The sequence below is a fragment of the Pseudolabrys sp. genome, from assembly GCF_050250095.1.
In the GTDB taxonomy this organism is placed as follows: Bacteria; Pseudomonadota; Alphaproteobacteria; order Rhizobiales; family Xanthobacteraceae; genus Pseudolabrys.
The window spans coordinates 75,266-89,912 of the sequence record NZ_JBFWPH010000002.1 but is presented as its reverse complement, the minus strand read 5'-3'; the positions used below and the strand labels follow the sequence as shown (position 1 = coordinate 89,912).

15 protein-coding genes are annotated in these 14,647 nt (G+C 64.9%); 6 read left to right on the top strand and 9 right to left on the bottom strand.

The features are described 5' to 3' along the window. The first annotated feature begins 4 nt into the window (after positions 1–4). Entirely contained in the window at positions 5–1,090 is a 1,086-nt protein-coding gene (locus AB7F10_RS05720) for an isocitrate/isopropylmalate dehydrogenase family protein (protein WP_428559791.1), read from the top strand. A gap of 1 nt (position 1,091) precedes the next feature. Here AB7F10_RS05720 and AB7F10_RS05715 read toward each other — a convergent pair whose 3' ends face one another. Continuing rightward, on the bottom strand, positions 1,092–2,060 hold the full coding sequence (locus tag AB7F10_RS05715) for a LysR family transcriptional regulator (RefSeq protein WP_428559793.1): 969 nt from the start codon (positions 2,058–2,060) through the stop codon (positions 1,092–1,094). Between the two features lie 105 nt (positions 2,061–2,165). On the opposite strand from AB7F10_RS05715, the gene AB7F10_RS05710 reads away from it, so the two are divergent. After that, entirely contained in the window at positions 2,166–2,807 is a 642-nt protein-coding gene (locus AB7F10_RS05710; RefSeq protein ID WP_428559795.1) for a carboxymuconolactone decarboxylase family protein, read from the top strand. 14 nt (positions 2,808–2,821) lie between these two features. Here AB7F10_RS05710 and AB7F10_RS05705 read toward each other — a convergent pair whose 3' ends face one another. Then, positions 2,822–3,151, bottom strand: coding sequence for a hypothetical protein (locus AB7F10_RS05705; protein ID WP_428559798.1), 330 nt, complete (start codon positions 3,149–3,151; stop codon positions 2,822–2,824). A gap of 17 nt (positions 3,152–3,168) precedes the next feature. Further along, complete coding sequence (locus AB7F10_RS05700) at positions 3,169–3,957, bottom strand: alpha/beta fold hydrolase (protein ID WP_428559801.1); 789 nt, start codon at positions 3,955–3,957, stop codon at positions 3,169–3,171. Positions 3,958–4,147: 190 nt separating this feature from the next. Here AB7F10_RS05700 and AB7F10_RS05695 point away from each other — a divergent pair, with 190 nt between their 5' ends. Continuing rightward, positions 4,148–5,107: a TAXI family TRAP transporter solute-binding subunit gene (locus AB7F10_RS05695; protein ID WP_428559803.1), complete on the top strand. Its 960-nt coding sequence runs from the start codon at positions 4,148–4,150 to the stop codon at positions 5,105–5,107. Positions 5,108–5,109: 2 nt separating this feature from the next. Further along, complete coding sequence (locus tag AB7F10_RS05690) at positions 5,110–7,056, top strand: TRAP transporter permease (protein ID WP_428559806.1); 1,947 nt, start codon at positions 5,110–5,112, stop codon at positions 7,054–7,056. A gap of 41 nt (positions 7,057–7,097) precedes the next feature. On the opposite strand, the gene AB7F10_RS05685 is transcribed toward AB7F10_RS05690, so the two are convergent. Then, positions 7,098–8,162, bottom strand: a complete 1,065-nt coding sequence (locus AB7F10_RS05685) for a cupin domain-containing protein (protein ID WP_428559808.1) — start codon at positions 8,160–8,162, stop codon at positions 7,098–7,100. 134 nt (positions 8,163–8,296) lie between these two features. Further along, complete coding sequence (locus AB7F10_RS05680) at positions 8,297–9,133, bottom strand: SDR family NAD(P)-dependent oxidoreductase (RefSeq protein ID WP_428559810.1); 837 nt, start codon at positions 9,131–9,133, stop codon at positions 8,297–8,299. A gap of 142 nt (positions 9,134–9,275) precedes the next feature. Between AB7F10_RS05680 and AB7F10_RS05675 the strand changes: the two genes are divergently transcribed. Continuing rightward, a complete protein-coding gene (locus AB7F10_RS05675) occupies positions 9,276–9,644 on the top strand; it encodes a DoxX family protein (RefSeq protein WP_428559812.1) in 369 nt (122 codons plus the stop codon). Between the two features lie 38 nt (positions 9,645–9,682). Next, positions 9,683–10,795, top strand: coding sequence for an NADH:flavin oxidoreductase/NADH oxidase (locus tag AB7F10_RS05670; protein ID WP_428559814.1), 1,113 nt, complete (start codon positions 9,683–9,685; stop codon positions 10,793–10,795). A 121-nt stretch (positions 10,796–10,916) separates the two neighbouring features. Here AB7F10_RS05670 and AB7F10_RS05665 read toward each other — a convergent pair whose 3' ends face one another. The 4 genes from AB7F10_RS05665 to egtD form a co-directional block, all read right to left on the bottom strand. Then, positions 10,917–11,480: an NADPH-dependent FMN reductase gene (locus tag AB7F10_RS05665; RefSeq protein ID WP_428559816.1), complete on the bottom strand. Its 564-nt coding sequence runs from the start codon at positions 11,478–11,480 to the stop codon at positions 10,917–10,919. 40 nt (positions 11,481–11,520) lie between these two features. Next, positions 11,521–12,501: a Bug family tripartite tricarboxylate transporter substrate binding protein gene (locus AB7F10_RS05660; protein ID WP_428559818.1), complete on the bottom strand. Its 981-nt coding sequence runs from the start codon at positions 12,499–12,501 to the stop codon at positions 11,521–11,523. Between the two features lie 130 nt (positions 12,502–12,631). Next, positions 12,632–13,507, bottom strand: coding sequence for a fumarylacetoacetate hydrolase family protein (locus AB7F10_RS05655; RefSeq protein WP_428559820.1), 876 nt, complete (start codon positions 13,505–13,507; stop codon positions 12,632–12,634). A gap of 103 nt (positions 13,508–13,610) precedes the next feature. Further along, positions 13,611–14,627: an L-histidine N(alpha)-methyltransferase gene (egtD, locus tag AB7F10_RS05650; RefSeq protein ID WP_428559822.1), complete on the bottom strand. Its 1,017-nt coding sequence runs from the start codon at positions 14,625–14,627 to the stop codon at positions 13,611–13,613. Positions 14,628–14,647: the final 20 nt, after the last annotated feature.

The following is a 14,647-nucleotide window of genomic DNA, read 5'->3' as shown; positions in this document are numbered from 1 at the left end:
TCCCATGAGCGCCAACGACGCCTTCCACATCGCAGTGCTGCCGGGCGACGGCATCGGCCATGAAGTGATGACGCCGGCGCTCGACGTGCTCAATCGCGTCGCAGAAACGACGCCGGGGCTCACATTCCGCTTCACCACCGCGCCGGCTGGCGCGGAGGAATATCAGGCGACCGGCAAATCGATGTCGGACGCGACCGTGCGGCTCTGCGAGGAGGCCGACGCCATCCTGCTCGGCGCCTGTGGCCTGCCCAGCGTGCGCTATCCCGACGACACCGAGATCATGCCGCAGGTCGAGCTGCGCTTCATCTTCGACCTTTATGCCGGCGTGCGGCCGGCGCGGCTCATTCCCGGCGTGCCAAGTCCGATCGTCGGCGCAGCAGAGAAAGGCATCGACTTCGTGCTGATCCGCGAGTCGACCGAAGGCCTGTTCGCCTCGCGCGGCAAGGGCGTCGTCACTCAGGACGAGGCGCGCGAGACGCTGGTTGTGACGCGGGCCAAGACCGAAAAGCTGTTCGACTTCTCGCTGCGGCTCGCCCAGCGCCGCAAGGCCCGCGGGCGCAAAGGCCAGCTCACGCTGGTCGACAAGGCCAATGTCTTCAAGGCGTTCAACTGGCAGCGCGACATCTTCCGCGAGCGCGCGTCGAAGCTGGCGGGCGTTTCGACCGACATGCTCTATGTCGACGCCTGCGCCGCCATCATGGTCAAGAAGCCATGGGACTTCGACGTGATGGTGATGGAAAACATGTTCGGCGACATTCTCTCCGATCTCGCCGCCGGGCTGATCGGCGGGCTTGGCATCGCGCCCTCCGCCGATATCGGCGACAAGCACGCGGTGTTCCAGCCCTGCCACGGCACCGCGCCGGACATCATGGGCCAGGGCAAGGCGAACCCGACCGCGATGATCCTGTCCGCCGCGATGATGCTCGACTGGCTCGCCGACAGGCACGACATGCCGGCGGCGGCGCAGGCGGGCGAGCGCATCGAGCGCGCGGTCGATGACGCCTATCGTTCCGGCATCAGGCCGATGGAATACGGCGGCAGCGACGGCACGGCAGCTGTCGCCACGGCGGTGATGAAGGCGCTGGGTTAAATCAGCGCCGCGTGCGGTCGAAAGCCTTCGCGGCCGCTCGCAACTGCTCGATGAACAGCTGCACGACCGGACCGACGGTACGGCTTTTCAGGCTGACGATCGCGATCGGCTGCTGCTTGCCGCTCAGGCGCACCGGCAGGTCGCGCAGCGCCCATTGCCGCGCGTTGTAGCGGAAGGTCGACTCCGGCAGCACGGTGACGAAGCGGCCGGTCGCGAGCAGATGATTGCGCATCAGGATGAAGGACGACACAACCCGCTCGGTCGGCATCTTCAGGCCCTGCTCCTCGAAGGCTTCGGCCAGAATGGCGTACACGATCGGCGACGGCGGCACGATCCACGGCGCGCCGGCGAGATCCGCCAACGTCAGGTTGCGCCGGCCGGCCCACGGGCTTTTCGCGCCGGCCACCACGAGATGCGGGTCGTCGAACAGCGGCTCGATGACGAGGTCGTCGTCGGCGAAGCCGTTCGGCACCCGCGTCACCATCAGGTCGACGTCGCGGCGGTGAAGCTGGTGGAAGTCGAGCGAGGTGACGTCCGCCTCGCTGACGTGACAAACCGTGTCGGTGTAGCGCCGCGAAAAGGCGTCGACCGTATCCATGATGAGACCGGCGGCGAGAAACTCCGCGCAGGCGATCCGCACCTCGCCCGCCGTCGCGCCAGCCAGCGCCTTGATGTCCTTGATGCCCTCGCGCAGCTCGTCGAACACGACGTGGCCGCGCTTCAAGAGCGCCTCGGCATAGACGGTCAATTCGACGCCGCGCGGCGTGCGGTCCAGGAGCCGGACGCCGAGCGCGCTTTCCAGATTGGCGATCGCCTCGGACACGACCGACTGCGATGTGGACAAATGCGTCGCCGCCTTCGCCATGCTGCCCCAGCGGGCGACCGTGGTGAGGACGTGCAGATCGCGCAGTTTCAGGCGCTGGCCGAGCCTGTTGTCCCAGTCCGGCTCGGCGCCACTGGCTTTAGCCATCGGATATCCCGATACCCCTATTTGATATTCACGATACCATAGCCGGCCGGCCGCGCCTAGGATTTCGGCCACGAATTCGGAACACGCCATTCCACGGAGGAACCCATGGCCAAGCAACGGATCTCTTACGTCCCGCTGGAGAAGATGGACGCCAAGATGCGCGTCGAGATGGAGCGCTGCCAGCGCGAAGGCACACCGCGCCCGGAGAGCACCGCGGTGCGCGCCCACGTCCCGGCCGCCTTCTGGTTCTTCGCCGACAGCTGGAAGAACCTGTTCCACAACGGCGTGCTCGACCACGCGATCAAGGAGCTGTGCCGCCTCTACGTCTCGCGCTCGGTGAAGTGCGAATATTGCGGCAACCAGCGTTCGATCAAGTCGGTCGTCAACGGCGGACTGGTCGAGGATCACGTCATGGACCTCCTGAACTTCGAGAAGTCCACCCGCTTCAACGAACGCCAGAAGGCCGCGCTCGCCTATGCCGAGGCGATCACCTGGCATCTCAACACCGACGATGCGTTCTGGGACCGCATGCACAAGAACTTCAGCGAGCCGGAGCTCGTCGAGCTCGGCTGCATGATCGGCCTGACGCTCGGCCAGCAGAGCTGGCTGCGCCTGCTCAACATCGAGCACCATGAAGTGCTGGCCGGCGGCGACGCCTCGATGGCGCCGGGCTACGAGGACATGGCCACGCTCAAGCAGAGCAAGGCCGCGTCCGACTACTGGGCGAAGAGCCCCGCTCAGCGCTGATCGCTACGCGCCGCTCAAAGGCCGAACAGGCCTTTCGTGGCCGAGATGTTCAACACCTGCACCGCGCGCGGCAGTTCGATCAGGAACTCCGCGTCGCGTGGCAGGTGATGAATCTGGCGGGGGTCGGCGCCGGTGAAGCGCGACATCGCCGCGACATCCTCCCAGAACGAAATCGTGATGAACTCGCTCTCCGCGTCGCGGTCCTCGCGCAACTGGATGACGGCGAGCGCCTTCTCCTCCAGCGGCCTGATGCCGACCTCATAGAGATAGCCGGCGTATTCGTCGGCCCTCGCCTTGGTGGTCCGGCCGCGCCAGATCCGCGCAATCGTCGGGTTCACCGCCATGACGCGCTCCGTCTCCGTTAAAGCCCCACGAATTCCTTGATCGCCTTCAGGAAGGCGTCCGGCTGCTCGAGCGGCGGGCAATGGCCGCAGCCGGGCAGCTCGACATATTTCGCGCCGGGCACCTTCTCCACGAGCGCCTTGTTGAGCGCGACCGGCGTCGCCTGATCGTGCTCGCCGCAGACCACCAGCGTCGGCACGTCGAGCTTGTGCAGCAGCGGCCCGTAATCCGCTTTCTGCAGGATCGTGCAGGCGTGCTGGAACGCCTTGGCGTCGACCGCCAGCAGCGACGTCTTGCGCTCCTCGACCTTGCCGGGGTTGGCCGCGAGGTAGGCCGGCGAATAGACCCGCTTCGCGGCGATCTCCGCGACCGCGGCGAGACCCGCTTCGCTCACCTTTTCTGCCATCACGGCGAAAGCCTTGCGGCCCTCCTCGGGAAAGCCGGCCGCCGCATCGCACACCACCAGCTTGCCGATGCGATCCCCATGCGCGATGGCGAAGGCCAGCGCCACGGTGCCGCCGAAACCGTTGCCGAGCAGGATCGCGTCTTTCTCGATGCCGAATTCGTCGAAGCCATCCTCGATGCGCGCAACATAGGCGTCCATCAGCGGCGCAACCGCCGGCTCCGAACCGTGAAACCCCGGCAGGTTGAACAGCGTGACGCGAAATTTGCCGGTCAGCGCCGGCAGAACCGGATCGAAGGCGTGCCGGTCGGCGAGCAGCGAGTGCAGCAGCACCAGATCGCGGCCCTGGCCGGCGCGCACCGCCGTGACGGCGCCGTGACCTGCCGTGAGTTGTTCAAGCTGCATGCAACTCTCCCTGGTTCAGAACTTGTCTTGCTGGTTCAGGACTCGGACTTTATTCCCGAACTGTGAAGAAATAACGGGTGGGCAAAGGCCCCGCCGCGCGATCGCACCGGCGCTGCAGGCTCGCCTTGCCCGCCGTCCTGTGCAAAAGTGCCGCAGCAAATAAAACATAAAATACCTGAGGGAGGACGACGTGAGGGCAACTCTGAAACAAACCGTTCGCCGCTGTGCCGCCATGACGGCGGCGGGTCTTGCCGTGTGGGCGCTCGGCGCCGGTATTGCTGCCGCGCAAACCTACGGCCTCGCCACCATGCAGCCGGGCACGCTCAGCCACACTTCGGGCTCGGCCATCGCCAAGGTCCTGAAGGAAAAGGGCGGCATGAACATGCTCGTCCAGCCGAGCCAGGGCGAGTCGACGCTGATCCCGCTGGTGTCGCGCGCGGAGGCCGATGTCGGCATCGCCAACATCTTTGAGGTCGAGAATGCGAGAAAGGCCAGCCCGGACATCCGCCTGATCGGCTCGCTGCACTCGCTGCGCGGCGCGTTCTGGGTCCGCAAGGACACCGACATGAAGACCATTGCCGATCTCAAGGGCAAGCGCGTCACCATGGGCTATTCGGCGATGCGAACCATCGCACCGATGATGGACGCTATTCTGGCGGCCGGCGGACTCAAGCCTTCGGACATCAAGCCGGTGCTGGTGCCGAGCGTGGTGCGCGGCGCCGACGACTTCATCGCGGGATCGACGGACATGTTCTTCTTCGCCTTCGGCGCGCCGAAGGTGCGCGAGGTGGAGGCGAGCGTCGGCGGCATCAGGGCGCTCGAAATCCCGGAGAGCGGCATGGCGGCGGCGAAGAAGCTTCTGCCGCAGGGCTATCTCAGCCCGGCGAAACCGGGACCGTTCTTCGTCGGCGTCGAAAAGCCGATGGGCGTCTACACCTGGGACAACATGATTTTCACCAATGCCAAGGTGAAGGACGAGGTGATCTACAAAATCATCGAGACGATGGAGAAGAACAAGGCGGACCTCGTGGCCGTGCAGCCGGCGCTGCGTGAATTCTCCGCGGCGGGTCTCTACAAGACCTATGATATTCCCTACCACCCCGGCGCCTTGAAATACTTCAAGGACCACAACATCCAGCCGAAGTCGTAAGAGTGAGCGAGACGATGGCCGATACCGGCGCGGCGGGTCCCGCCGCCGCGCCGCCGCGGCCGGTCGCGATTGCGATCGACCTTCTGCAGGGCTTGCTGATCGCCTGCGTCGTTGGCTGGGTAATCGACCTGCCGCGCCGGCTGTTCGGCCTTGCGTTCTATACCGAGCAGTTGCTCGCCGTATGCCTCGGCCTTGGCCTTGCGCTGTCGTTCCTGACGTCGAAATTTCCCTACCGCTGGATCGGCTGGGCCGGCGCGGTGGCGGCGGTCGCGATTTGCGGCTTCATTACCTTTCGCTACGAGGTGTTTACCTACGAGATCGCGCTGCTGCCGACCGAGGGCATCATCGGCAGCGCGATCCTTCTCCTGCTGGTGCTCGAAGGCACGCGCCGCTCCGCCGGCGGCGTGCTGGTCGTCATCATCCTCGCCATCTGCGCCTATGTGTTCATCGGCCCGTACATGCCGGGCGACTTCGCCACCCGCCCGGTGTCGGTCGCGCGGCTCCTCGTCTATCTCGGCCTCGACGGCAACGGGGTGATCGGCAACATCCTCGCCGTCGCGGTGCTGATCGTCATTCCCTTCACGCTGATGGGCCAGGTGCTCGGCCGCACCGGTGGCGCGGCCTGGTTCGCCGATCTCGCCATGTCTGCGATGGGCGCCTTCCGCGGCGGCGCAGCCAAGATCGCGGTGGTCGGCTCCGCGCTGTTCGGCATGATTTCCGGCGCCGCGGTCAGCAACGTCGTCGCGGTCGGCATCGTCACCATTCCGCTGATGTCGCGCTCCGGCTTCAGCCGCACCCGCGCCGCGGCCATCGAGGCAGTCGGCTCGACCGGCGGGCAGTTGATGCCGCCGGTGATGGGCGCGGCCGCCTTCATCATGGCGGAGTTCCTGCAGGTTCCCTACAGCGCCGTCGTGATCGCCGCGATCATCCCCGCCGCGCTCTACTACGCCGCGCTTTTCATCAGCGTCGACCTCGTCGCCGCGCGCGACAAGATCGGCGCCGCGCAGGTCGAAAATATCCCGCCGTTCTTCGAGATTCTTCGCTCGGGCTGGCACTTCGCGATCCCGATCGCCTTCCTGATCGCAACGCTCGCCTGGCCGGAGTTCTTCCAGATTCCGATCGAGCGCGCGGCGGTCTATGCGACCGCGCTGCTCATCGTGCTGAGCCTCGTCTTCGGGTATCGCGGCACGCGGGTCACGCCCCGCGAAATGGGCCGCGCCGTGCTCGATACCGGCAAGGCGGCGCTCGACATCCTGCTGATCGGCGCCGCCGCCGGCATGGTGGTCGGCGCGCTCAACATTTCCGGCATTTCGTTCGGCCTGACGCTCCAGTTGATCGCGGCCAGCGGCGAGAACCTGTTCGTGCTGCTGGTGCTGACTGCCCTCATCAGCATCGTGCTCGGCATGGGCATGCCGACCGTCAGCGTCTATGTGCTCACCGCCTCGCTGCTCGCGCCTTCGATCATCAAGCTCGGCGTCCAGCCGATGGCCGCGCATATGTTCGTGATGTATTTCGGCATGCTGTCGATGATCACACCGCCGGTGGCGATCGCCGCCTACGCGGCCGCCAACATCGCGCGGGTGCCGGGCTGGAACACCGGCTGGGTGGCGGTGGCGATCGGCTGGAGCACCTTCTTCATCCCCTTCCTGTTCGTCACCGAGCCGAGCATGCTGCTCGCGGACACCTGGTATCAGGTGATCTGGGATCTGACGCGCAACGTCTTCGGCATCGTCGTCGGCACCGCGGGCATTGTCGGCTACTTCCTGGCCCCGCTGTCGTGGCCGTTCCGCGCCTTCTTCATTGCGACCGGCATCGCCATCCTGATCCCGCCGCACGTCTTCCCGGGAGCGGAGCTGCTTGACTGGTTCGGCCTCGGCGGCTCGATCGCCGGAATCGTCGTTCACTACCTGCAAAAGAAAACGGGGCAGCGCAAAACTGCCCCGTTGTAACGCCTGCCCCGTCAGGCTGATCGGCCGGAACCGTCGCCGGCTCAGTGCCCTTCGCGCCAGATGCCGAGCGCTTCCTGCGCCGGGCGATCCGAGATCGAGAACAGCACGGCATCGCCCGAACCCGTCACCTCGTGGTGGTAGCGCTTCCACGGCGGCACCACGAACACGTCGTTGACGTTCCAGTCGAGCGCCTTGCCGTCGACGATGGTCTTGCCCTGGCCTTCGGCCACCGCGAACACCATGCCGTCGGTCGAGCGGTAGGGCTCGCCCTTGAAGCCCTTCGGCAGCAACGCGAGGTTCGCCCCCATCGTCGGCAGCACCGGGCCGCCGTTGATCGGGTTGGCATAACGCACGCGCGCGCCGAACCGCTTGTCGACGTCACCGGTCTTTTTCAGCCGGTCGAGGATCGGCTTCATCTTCTTGTAGGGGTAGTTGATGACCGGCGAGCGGTTCTGGATCGCCGGCATGCCGTCCGGCAGCACGCCGGTGGCGAAACGCTCGAACGAGTCACCGTCCTCGTGGTCCACGTTCTGCATCTTCTCGTCGAAGTGATGCGCGAACGAGGCCTGGAAGTGATTGATGGTCGGCATATCGAGCACGTCGAGCCACATCACCGGCTCCTTGCCGGGATTGCCGTGATCGTGCGGCGCCCAGTTCGCGGTGATGATGAAATCGCCATGCTCCATCATCGACTTCTCGCCCTCGACCGCCGTGTAGGCGCCGTTGCCCTTGAGCACGAAGCGGATCGCGGAGGCGACGTGCTGATGTGCGTCGGCAACTTCACCCGGCAGGATCAACTGGATGCCGGCGAACAGCGAATTGGTGATGCGCGACTTGCCGGGGTCGCCGGGATTCTCGAGCACCAGCACGCGGCGCTCGGCCTCCTCCGCGGTGATGACGTCGCCGGCCTCGAGCATCAGCTTCTCGACTTCCGGGAACTTCCACAGCGTCGGCACCATCTGCGTCTTCGGCTCGGGCGTGACGAGGCCGCGGAGCACCTCCCACAGCGGCGCGAGGTGGTACTTGGAAATCTTGTCGTAATAGGCCTGCCGGGCGCCCTCGATATTGTGCTTGGCGCCGGCTGCCTCGGTGGTCGCAACCGCCATGAATATTCCTCCGTCTCGCGTGATTGTTCGTTGTCCCGACTATACCGCAGGAAATCCCGTGCCGGAACGGCGGAAAAACGCCGCAAGGGCAGCTATGCGCTATCGTTCAGAGCCGTTCCAGGCAGCGATCAGCCTTAGTTATTGACCGAACCGCCGTCGACCACGATCGACTGTCCGGTGATGAAATCGCTGTCCGCCGAGGCCAGAAACACCAGCGTGCCGGTCAGGTCTTCCGGGAAGGCGTCGCGCTTGAAGGCGCGGCTGTTGCGCACCGGTGCCCGCTCCTCCTCGACATGCGTGGTGTTGGCAAGGCCGGTGTCGCTCAGGATATAGCCCGGCGACAGCGTATTGACGTTGATGCCGTGAGCCCCCAGCTCGCGCGACAGCGAGCGGGTGAAGGCGATCATCGCGCCCTTCGAGGTGACGTAGGGCAGCATGCGCGGGATGCCCTTGTAGGGCGCGCCGGAGGCGATGTTGATGATCTTGCCGCTCTTGCGCGCGATCATGTGCGGCGCGACGTGGCGGACCATCAGATACGGCCCGCGGACATTCACCGCCATCACCTTGTCCCACACCGCGATGTCCCACTCGTCGTAGTTGCGCGGGTTGAGCTTGGCGTAGAGTGCGGCGTTGTTGACGAGGATATCGATCTGCCCGAACCGCTTCATGGTGTCGGCGACCAGCGCCTTGACCGATGCTTCGTCGCTGACGTCGCAGGTGGCGGCGACCGCGCTGCCCTCGCCGTGCTTGCCGGCGAGTTCGGTGGCGAGCGGCCCGCCATCCTCGATGTCGGCGATCATGATCCGGGCGCCGGCCTGCGCCAGCGCCCGCGAATAATGCGCTCCGATCCCCTTCGCCCCGCCGGTCACGATCGCCGTCTTTCCGCTGAGACGCATCATGTTTTTCACTCCCTGAACGTTCTCGTTGCCGTCGGGCTTGTGCTCGATCGCCGCAAGCTTGTTGTCCCGCATCTAGCAACACGCGCCGCCTCGCGACAAGCGCGGCGGCCCTTCCGTGCCCAACTCACGGGTTCGTCATAGCGGGGGGTTGGCGGCCCTGACGCGGCATGCAACTCTTCCGCTGCCGAGCCGAGACGGCAATAGGGGTAGAACGATGTCGCTTGCAGACAAATTCAATCTCCTGAACGAGTTCAATGTCCTGCGCATCGTCTGCGCGCTGTTTTTTATTCCCCACATCGTCGCGAAGTTCACCGTTCCCGCCACGTTGAAATTCTTCGTCGATGTCGGCTTCAAGCCGCCGGCGTTCTGGATGTACCTTGCCGGCGTGATCGAGACCCTGCTCACCATCTGCCTTCTTTTCGGACTTTACACCCGATATGCTGGCTTCATCGGTTTCATCCATCTGCTGGTTGCCGCCGGCGCGACCTACAAGCTGTCGCGCAGCTGGATCTGGGTGATCGGCGGCATCGAATACTGCGTGTTCTGGGCGCTGATGTGCCTCGTCATCGCCATGCACGGCTAACCCTTCGCCAATCCATTCATCGAGAGGAAAGACTGCAAATGTCCAGCGCGTTGTTCACGCCGATCACCTTTCGCGGCCTGACAATCCCGAACCGCATCGCGGTTTCGCCGATGTGCCAGTACAACTCCAACGACGGGTCGGCCACCGACTGGCACCTGATGCATATCGGCCAGTTTGCGCTCGGCGGCTTCGGCCTCATCATCGCGGAGATGACGGACATCAATCCGGTCGGCCGCATCACCTACAAATGCGCGGGGCTTTATTCGGACGACAACGAGAAGGCGCTGAAGCGCGTCATCGATTTCGCCAAGCAGTACGGCCCGTCGAAGCACGGCCTGCAGATCGGCCATGCCGGCCGCAAGGGCTCGACACAGCCGCCGGCGCTCGGCGCCAAGCCGCTGACCAAGGAGGAAAACGCCTGGGAAACGGTCGCCCCCTCCGCGATCCCCTATGGCGAGGGCTGGCATGTGCCGCGCGCCATGACCAAGGAGGACATGAAGGCGACGCTCGCCGACTACATTGCCTCGGTCAAGCGCGCCGAGCGCGTCGGCTACGACCTGCTCGAGCTGCACGCCGCGCACGGCTATCTGCTCCACCAGTTCCTGTCGCCGCTGTCGAACCAGCGCACCGACGAATACGGCGGCTCACTCGAGAAGCGCATGCGCTATCCGCTCGAAGTGTTCGAGGCGATCCGCGCCGCCTGGCCGAAGGACAAGCCGCTCGGCATCCGCGTCTCCGCCGTCGACTGGGTCGATGGCGGCACCACCATCGAGGACACAGTCGCGTTCGCCAAGGCGCTCAAGGCGCTCGGCTGCGACTACATGGACGTGTCGTCCGGCCAGCTCGACGCGCGGCAAAAGATCCCGTTCGCTCCCGCCTTCAACGTGCCGTTCGCCGAGCGGGTGAAGAAGGACAGCGGGTTGGCGACCATGTCGGTCGGCCTCATCACCGGCGCGCGCGAGGCCGAAGCGATCGTGTCGTCCGGCAAGGCCGACATGGTGGCGCTGGCGCGCGGCGCGATGTACGATCCGCGCTGGCCGATCCACGCCGCCATGGAACTCGGCGCCGAGCCGCCCTTCGCGCCGCGGATGATGCCCGCGCATCCCAAGATGCGGCCGATGATTTTCCCGGACTACAAGCCGGCGGCGTGAACGGGGCGCCGCAGATACCGAGAGAAAACGTAGTCATGGCCGGGCTTGTCCCGGCCATCCACGTCTTTGGCGTTAATGAAGACGTAGATGCCCGGCACGAGGCCGGGCATGACACGCTCTTTTAATCCCTTACCCGCGCGATGAATTTCGCGAAGCCTTCGAGCTGCTGCTGGACAAACTTCCGCGTCGTCTCGTCGGTCAGCTTCATATCCTTGTCGAACTTGTTCTGCGCCACGCTCACGATCACTTCCGGCACGCCGAAGGTAAAGGCCTTCAGGTACACGAGCGACTGGCGCAGGTGATACTGCATGCGTGAGCCGCCCATCGGCCCCTGCGAGCAGGACTGGATCGCCACCGGCTTGTTGACGAAGGGCTGATCCTTCATCCGCGACACCCAGTCGAGCGCGTTCTTCAACGCTCCCGGAATGGTCCAGTTGTATTCCGGCGACACGATGATCACGCCGTCCGCGCCGCGGATCGCGGCGGCGAAAGCCTCCGCCGCCGGCGGAAAGCCCGATGCGTTTTGAAGATCCTCGTTGTACAACGGCATCGTTTCGTAGGCCGGCGCGGTGGTGAAGGTCACGCCCGGCGGCGCAAGTTCCGGCAACGCCCGCGCAAGCGCGGCGTTATAGGAGCCTTTCCGCAGCGAACCGCAGATCACCAGGATATTGAGACTTTCAGCCATCGCGCCGGTTTCTCCTTGTCTTTCGGCTTTTCGCAGCCTGCTATTTCTGCTCGATCCCCGCGGCCTCGCGAACCGCTTTCCAGGTCTCGACCTCGGCGGCAAGATGCTTGCCGAACTCCTCCGGCGTCGATGACTTCGCCGAAGCCCCGATTTTCTCGAGCTGGGCCTGGATGTCCTTGCGGGCAAGGATCTCGCGCAGCGCGGCGCTGGTCTTGCCGACCACCTCGGCCGGCGTCCCGGCCGGATAGACCATGCCGTACCACGCGATTGCCGCATAGCCCGGCACGCCCTGCTCCGCGACCGTCGGAATGTCCGGCGCGGCGGGCGACCGCTCCGGCGAGCCGACCGCGAGGATTTTCAGCTTGCCCGCCTCGGCATTGCCTTTCACGGCGTGCAGCAGCTCGACGCCGTAATCGACCTCGCCCGCGATCAGTGCGGTGACGAGCGCGGGCGTGCCGCGATACGGCACGTTGAGCACCTTCATGCCGGCCTTCTGGTGCAGCAATTCGCCGGCGAGATGCTGGGTCGATCCGACGCCGACGCTGGCGAATTTCAGGTCGCCGGGCTTTGCCTTGGCGAGCGCAATCAGGTCCCGCAGGTTCTTTACCGGCAGGTCGCCACGCGCCACCACCACATAGGTGGAGTTGGCGACCATGCCGACCGGCGCGAAGTCCTTCACCGAGTCATAGGGCAGCGACTTGAACATCGCCGCCGAGACCGTGTGGCCGGTCGAAATCACCAAGGCGGTGTAACCGTTCTTGTCGGCATGGGCGACCTGGTTCGAGGCGATGGTGCCGCCGGCGCCGGGCTTGTTCTCGACCACCACGGGCTGGCCGAGCTTCTCGGACAAGGGCTGCGCGACGATGCGCGCCGCAATGTCGGTGCCGCCGCCGGCACCGAAGCCGACCATGATCCGGATCGGCCGCGACGGCCAGGTGTCGGCCGAAGCGGAGACGCTTGCGGCGATCGTCGGAACGGCGGCGGCCAGTGCGGCCGCCGCAATCATGCGCGCGAATTTCATGAGTATCCTCCCCTGTTGGCAGCATCGGCCCGCCGTTGGCCGGCGGGCCTTTTCATTGTTGTGCTGCTAGCAGGACTTGGAACCCTTGTGCTGTCAAGAGAGGTTCGCGTCGCAGGCGACGCGATCAGTTTTACTTCTCGTCTTCGATCGTGTTGCTCAGCACGCCGATGCCCTGGATCTCGACCTCGGCGGTGTCGCCGGCCTTCATCCACACTGGCTCCGGCTTGCGCGCATGGCCGACGCCGGACGGCGTGCCGGTGAACAGGATATCGCCGGGCTCGAGCGTGATGCCCTCGCTGAGATAGACCAGCGACTCCGCGACCGGGAACATGAACAGGTCGGTGTTCGACGACTGCATGGTCTTGCCGTTAAGGCGCGTTTCGATCTTGAGGCTCTTGCCGCCGCGCGGCAGTTCATCGGCCGTCACCATCCACGGGCCGATGCTGCCCGACTCGTCGAAATTCTTGCCCATGCCCCACTGCGTGGTGTGGCGCTGATATTCGCGGATCGAGCCTTCGTTACCGACGGTGTAGCCGGCGACGCAGTCGGCGGCGTTCTCCAGCGTCAGGTGCTTGGCGCGCTTGCCGATCACCACGACCAGCTCGCCTTCGTAGTCGAACTGGATCGACTTCTTGGGGCGGATCAGCGGGTGCTTGTGCGGCACCAGCGACGACAGCATGCGGAAGAAGATCGACTGGAACTTCGGGATATTGTCCTTCTGCGGGCCTTCCTTGACGTGGTCGAGATAATTGAGGCCGAGGCAGATGATCTTGCCCGGCCGCGCGACCGGCAGGCCGAACTTGACGCTCGCGAGCGGCAGCCTGGCCGAGGCCGGCGCCTTTTTGGCCAGTTCCGCCAGCGGCTTGATGTCGCCGTTGTTGGCGCGCAGCCATTCGCCGAGATCGCCCGGCACCTTGGAATCGACCGCCTGGAGGTCGATCACGCTGTCGCCCTCGACCACGCCGAGGTGCAATGCATTGCCTTTTTCAAAGCCGACAATTTTCATCGAATGATCCTGCTTGTGCGAACAAAAACCGCCGGCTTGCGGCGCGACGGCAGGCAAGCGTTATCGCAATCCATCGATGATGGCGAGAGCCGATTAGGCAAACTTATTGCGCGTTTTTCTGCCGCACGCCGGTTCCGGCGTCGAACCGGAACGCCTGAATGGAAAACAGCCCTTGCCGGTCGGTCCAGGCCTTGACCGGAGCCCAGCCCACGCCGCGCGCCAGAGCCGCCAGCGACTCGATCGAATATTTGTAACTGCATTCGGTATGGATGGTTTCGCCCATCCGAAAATCGAACGTCTCGCCGGCGATCCTCACCTTCTGCTTCTTCAGGCTGGCGAGGTGCATTTCAATCCGGCTGCGCTCGCGGTTGAAGAAGGCGTGATGCTCGAAGGCCGACGGATCGAAATTGCCGCCCAGCTCGCGGTTGATCCGCGTCAGCAGATTTAGGTTGAAGCGCGCGGTCACGCCCTGATTGTCGTTATAGGCGGCGTTGAGGATACCCGCCGGCTTGACGAGATCGGCGCCGACGATCATCAGCGCGCCGTCTCCGAGAATATCCGCCGCGTTGCGCAGGAATGCCGCCGCCGCGTGCGGCTCAAAATTGCCGATGGTCGAGCCCGGAAAGAACCCGACCCGCACCGGCGCGTCGGCCGCCTCTCGCGGCAACTCGAAGCCTTGCGTGAAATCCGCCACCACCGGCACCACGTTCAGTCCCGGAAAATCGCGCCGCAGCGTCTTCGCTTCCTCCACCAGCATCTCGGCGCTGATGTCGACCGACACATAGGCGCTGAGCGGACCGACCGCCTGAAGGAGAATACGCGCCTTCTTGCTCGAACCGCTGCCGAATTCCACGATCGCCGCCCCTTCCGGAATCAGCGCCGCGATCTCCTTCGCCCGCTCGCGCAGGATGCTCATCTCGGTGCGCGTCGGATAATATTCCGGCGTGTCGGTGATCTCTTCGAACAGGATGGAACCGGCTTCGTCATAGAGATATTTCGGCGACAATGCTTTCTGCGGCTTGCGGAAGCCGGCGATCACGTCGGCCTCGAACTCCGCCAGCGCGGGATCGGTCGTGGAAGCGGACGCCTTCTGGCGCAAGGCACGCGCGGCTGCTGTCATATCAAAGCCTCTTCAATTCA

Excerpts from the sequence above, each read along its gene's own strand:
- AB7F10_RS05720 (WP_428559791.1), top strand. The coding sequence starts at position 5 with ATGAGCGCCAACGACGCCTTCCACATCGCAGTGCTGCCGGGCGACGGC.
- AB7F10_RS05715 (WP_428559793.1), bottom strand. The coding sequence starts at position 2,060 with ATGGCTAAAGCCAGTGGCGCCGAGCCGGACTGGGACAACAGGCTCGGC.
- AB7F10_RS05710 (WP_428559795.1), top strand. The coding sequence starts at position 2,166 with ATGGCCAAGCAACGGATCTCTTACGTCCCGCTGGAGAAGATGGACGCC.
- AB7F10_RS05705 (WP_428559798.1), bottom strand. The coding sequence starts at position 3,151 with ATGGCGGTGAACCCGACGATTGCGCGGATCTGGCGCGGCCGGACCACC.
- AB7F10_RS05700 (WP_428559801.1), bottom strand. The coding sequence starts at position 3,957 with ATGCAGCTTGAACAACTCACGGCAGGTCACGGCGCCGTCACGGCGGTG.
- AB7F10_RS05685 (WP_428559808.1), bottom strand. The coding sequence starts at position 8,162 with ATGGCGGTTGCGACCACCGAGGCAGCCGGCGCCAAGCACAATATCGAG.
- AB7F10_RS05680 (WP_428559810.1), bottom strand. The coding sequence starts at position 9,133 with ATGCGGGACAACAAGCTTGCGGCGATCGAGCACAAGCCCGACGGCAAC.
- AB7F10_RS05675 (WP_428559812.1), top strand. The coding sequence starts at position 9,276 with ATGTCGCTTGCAGACAAATTCAATCTCCTGAACGAGTTCAATGTCCTG.
- AB7F10_RS05670 (WP_428559814.1), top strand. The coding sequence starts at position 9,683 with ATGTCCAGCGCGTTGTTCACGCCGATCACCTTTCGCGGCCTGACAATC.
- AB7F10_RS05665 (WP_428559816.1), bottom strand. The coding sequence starts at position 11,480 with ATGGCTGAAAGTCTCAATATCCTGGTGATCTGCGGTTCGCTGCGGAAA.
- AB7F10_RS05660 (WP_428559818.1), bottom strand. The coding sequence starts at position 12,501 with ATGAAATTCGCGCGCATGATTGCGGCGGCCGCACTGGCCGCCGCCGTT.
- AB7F10_RS05655 (WP_428559820.1), bottom strand. The coding sequence starts at position 13,507 with ATGAAAATTGTCGGCTTTGAAAAAGGCAATGCATTGCACCTCGGCGTG.
- egtD (WP_428559822.1), bottom strand. The coding sequence starts at position 14,627 with ATGACAGCAGCCGCGCGTGCCTTGCGCCAGAAGGCGTCCGCTTCCACG.